At 61.3% G+C, this 2,955-nt stretch carries 4 protein-coding genes; 3 read left to right on the top strand and 1 reads right to left on the bottom strand.

The annotated features are described in order from the left end of the window. The coding region (locus ACRXB1_RS33800; protein WP_449494504.1) for a c-type cytochrome biogenesis protein CcmI/CycH at window positions 1-520 on the top strand (520 nt) is incomplete at its 5' end. A 50-nt stretch (window positions 521-570) separates the two neighbouring features. Continuing rightward, entirely contained in the window at window positions 571-1,302 is a 732-nt protein-coding gene (locus tag ACRXB1_RS33795; RefSeq protein ID WP_069638359.1) for a ribonuclease HI family protein, read from the top strand. On the opposite strand, the gene ACRXB1_RS33790 is transcribed toward ACRXB1_RS33795, so the two are convergent. Continuing rightward, window positions 1,242-1,973 carry an SDR family oxidoreductase gene (locus ACRXB1_RS33790; protein WP_062170114.1) on the bottom strand — a complete coding sequence of 244 codons (732 nt, stop codon included), beginning with the start codon at window positions 1,971-1,973 and terminating at the stop codon, window positions 1,242-1,244. The genes ACRXB1_RS33795 and ACRXB1_RS33790 overlap by 61 nt on opposite strands. 321 nt (window positions 1,974-2,294) lie before the next feature. Here ACRXB1_RS33790 and ACRXB1_RS33785 point away from each other — a divergent pair. Next, on the top strand, window positions 2,295-2,955 hold a 661-nt coding region (locus ACRXB1_RS33785; protein WP_449494503.1), incomplete at its 3' end, for a peptide MFS transporter.

Below are 2,955 nucleotides of genomic sequence, written 5' to 3'. Positions count from 1 at the left end.
TTCCGATGAGATTGCAGCGGCGCTGGCCATCGAACCGTCTAATCCGAAAGCGCTGGCTCTGGCGGCATCGGCGGCGTTCGAGGCGCGGCGTTTTGCGATCGCGATCGCTTATTGGCGGCGTCTGATTTCCACACTCGATGCTGCGTCGCCGACTGCGGTCCAGGCGCAGAAGAATATCGATGAAGCGTTGAGCATGAGCGCCGTCACCGTGACGCTGCAACTCGCCGACGGCGTGCATGCCCCGCCCGATGCAACCGTGATTCTGAGCGCACACACGCAGGGTGCGGGGAACACGTTGCTGGCCGAGCGTCATTTATCCGCGAGCGAATTGCCGGCCACGGTCATACTCGATGACACGTTTGCAATCAATCCCGCCGATACGCTTTCCGCGTACCCGCAAGTGAGCGTTGAAGCGCGGGTCGTGACAGCGACGCCGGGGGAGAATCTCAGCGGGCAAACCAACGTCACGGGCGCCGAGAATCGTCGTGCTGCGCTGGTGATCGCGGCGCCCCCAAGATAGGTTCGTCGAAAAATTGTTAAGCTCGGCATTCGGCCACCTTATTTCCCGATATGTTCGAGTTCGACGAGCTGTTCCAGATTGCCTATAAACGCGAACGCGCGATGAGCCGGCGCCTGGCGAAGCTTACGGCGCTTTCCGCCCACGCCGCGTTGGCGCAGACGCTCGAAAAGTCGGCGGGCGCAGCAACGCTCGCAGATCTGGTCAAGGCGCGGCGTCTGGAAAGGGCAGCGGCGCTTCATGCCGCGCAGCTTCGGCGTGAAGAACGCTCGGCTGCCCGCGTGGTACGCCTCGCACGAAACCGGCAGCCTTCAACCCGCGATGCCACCGCGTGGCACGCGTGGTTCGACGGATCGGCGCATCCGAACCCGGGGAAGATCGGTATCGGCGGAATGCTCGAAAGTCCCGATGGCGAGGTCGTCACGATCAGCGCGATTGCCGGTCACGGCGATAGCTGCAAGGCTGAATATCTCGCGCTGATCGCGGTGCTCGAAGCGGCGTTATCGCAGCAACCGGCACCGGAAAAACTCGTCATTCACGGTGACAGTCAGGTTGTCATAGAGGACGTGCTGCGCGATGCAACCTGCAGCGCGCCCGCGCTCAGTTCCTACGCAACGCAAGCGCGTGAGCTGATCGCGCAACTCGCCGATGTTCGTCTTCAGTGGATCCCGCGCCACCGCAACACCGCGGCCGATGCATTGTCGCAAGAGGCCATTCGTGGCGATCACGCCAATTCGCGCACATCCGTCACGGGCGTTTCGCCGAACGCGTCGCTCAACGCATAGTCGAGCACTTTTCGCGCGGCGTCGGCGGGCGTGGAAAGCTGGCCGCTGCGCTTGAGGTCATCGAATTTTTCACGCAGCGGAAACGCATCCAGGCCCGTGCCGCGAATCTCGGCTTGCATGTCCGTATCGATAACCCCAGGCGCCACGCTGCCAATGCGCAACGCACGGTTGTGGTCCAGCGCGACCGCGCGTGCGTGGTGATCCAGCGCTGCTTTCGTCGCGCAATAGATGCTCCAGCCGGGATACGCATTGCGCGCGGCGCCGCTCGAAATATGCACGATCCGCCGGTCGGAAACGCTTGGCGCCGACGCCGCCACAGCCGCCGACAACATCAATGGCGCAGCCACGTTCAAACTCACGGACCGTCCGATCGCACCGACATCCTGTCCTTCGACAGGACCCACCGGCTGCAACATGCCCGCGTTGTTGATCAGCACCACGGTGTGCGCGCCGTCCACGAAACGCTTCAGCGCGCCCGTTTCAATCCACGTTTGCAGTGCGTTGATATCGGCGAGATCGAGTTCCACTTCCTGCAACAAACCCGATGCGTGCACCGCGCTCCGGGTACGCGATACGCCCAGCACCGCAATGCCGCGCGCGATCAGCGTGTCGGCCAACGCAGCGCCAAGACCGCGCGTATGACCCGTGAGAATCGCCTTGATGGTGTTCATGTGAATGCAATCCAGTGAGTGAGGCAAAGCAGGAAAGTTATCACGAGTTTCGAGCGTTCACAGCGCGCACACGGCAATCCGCGAAACGGCGCAACGCCGCCTCCCGATCGCACCACGTCTTGACGATGGTCAATCGATTTGCATTGCTGCCGTCATCTCAAAATGTTGAACGCTGTATGTGCAAGGCTTTGCGACACATTTACCGATCGTGCTGGGATAATCGCCGCTCGCGATAAGTCGGACTCCTGCATGAATGAGTCAGGCTCAAACATTCCTTTAGTTTTAGTTCACGAGTGCTGTTGAACTTGATCGAGATTTACCATGATTTCACACTCGTCCGGCACGTCGCAGACGCGCTCATTTACGACTGTTTTCCTGATCGAGATGTGGGAACGTTTCGGCTATTACGGCATGGCCGCGTTGCTCGTCTTGTTCATGATCGACAAGATCGGTTTCACCGATGAACACGCGAACCTCACATGGGGCGCCTTCACGGCGCTCGTATTCTCCGCGCCGGCCATCGGCGGCTGGATCGGCGACAAGGTGCTCGGTGCGCGCCGCACCATGATCTTCGGCGCGTGCGTGCTGGCATCGGGATATCTGATGCTCGCGATTCCATTCGAATCGCTTGGCTATATGTATGCGGCGCTCGGCGTGATCGTGGTCGGCAACGGCTTGTTCAAGGCGAACGCGGCGAACCTCGTGCGGCGCATCCACGAGGGTGACGACGCGCGCCTCGACAGCGCATTCACCATCTACTACATGGCGGTGAACATCGGTTCGACCATTTCGATGCTCGCCACGCCGTGGATCAAGGATCATTGGGGCTGGCACGTCGCGTTTGCCGTGTGTTTCGCGGGCATGGTGCTGGGCCTGATCAACTTCGCGGTGATGCGCAATACGGTGGGGCACATCGGCTCGGCGCCCGACGATAAACCCATGCAATGGCGCTTCTTCGCCGCGGTCGCCGCAGGCGCCGTGA

The organism is Caballeronia sp. M23-90, assembly GCF_053574605.1.
This window is presented reverse-complemented; position numbering and strand designations above follow the sequence as displayed.

Coding starts and splice junctions, on each gene's coding strand:
- ACRXB1_RS33795 (WP_069638359.1), top strand. CDS start 571: ATGTTCGAGTTCGACGAGCTGTTCCAGATTGCCTATAAACGCGAACGC.
- ACRXB1_RS33790 (WP_062170114.1), bottom strand. CDS start 1,973: ATGAACACCATCAAGGCGATTCTCACGGGTCATACGCGCGGTCTTGGC.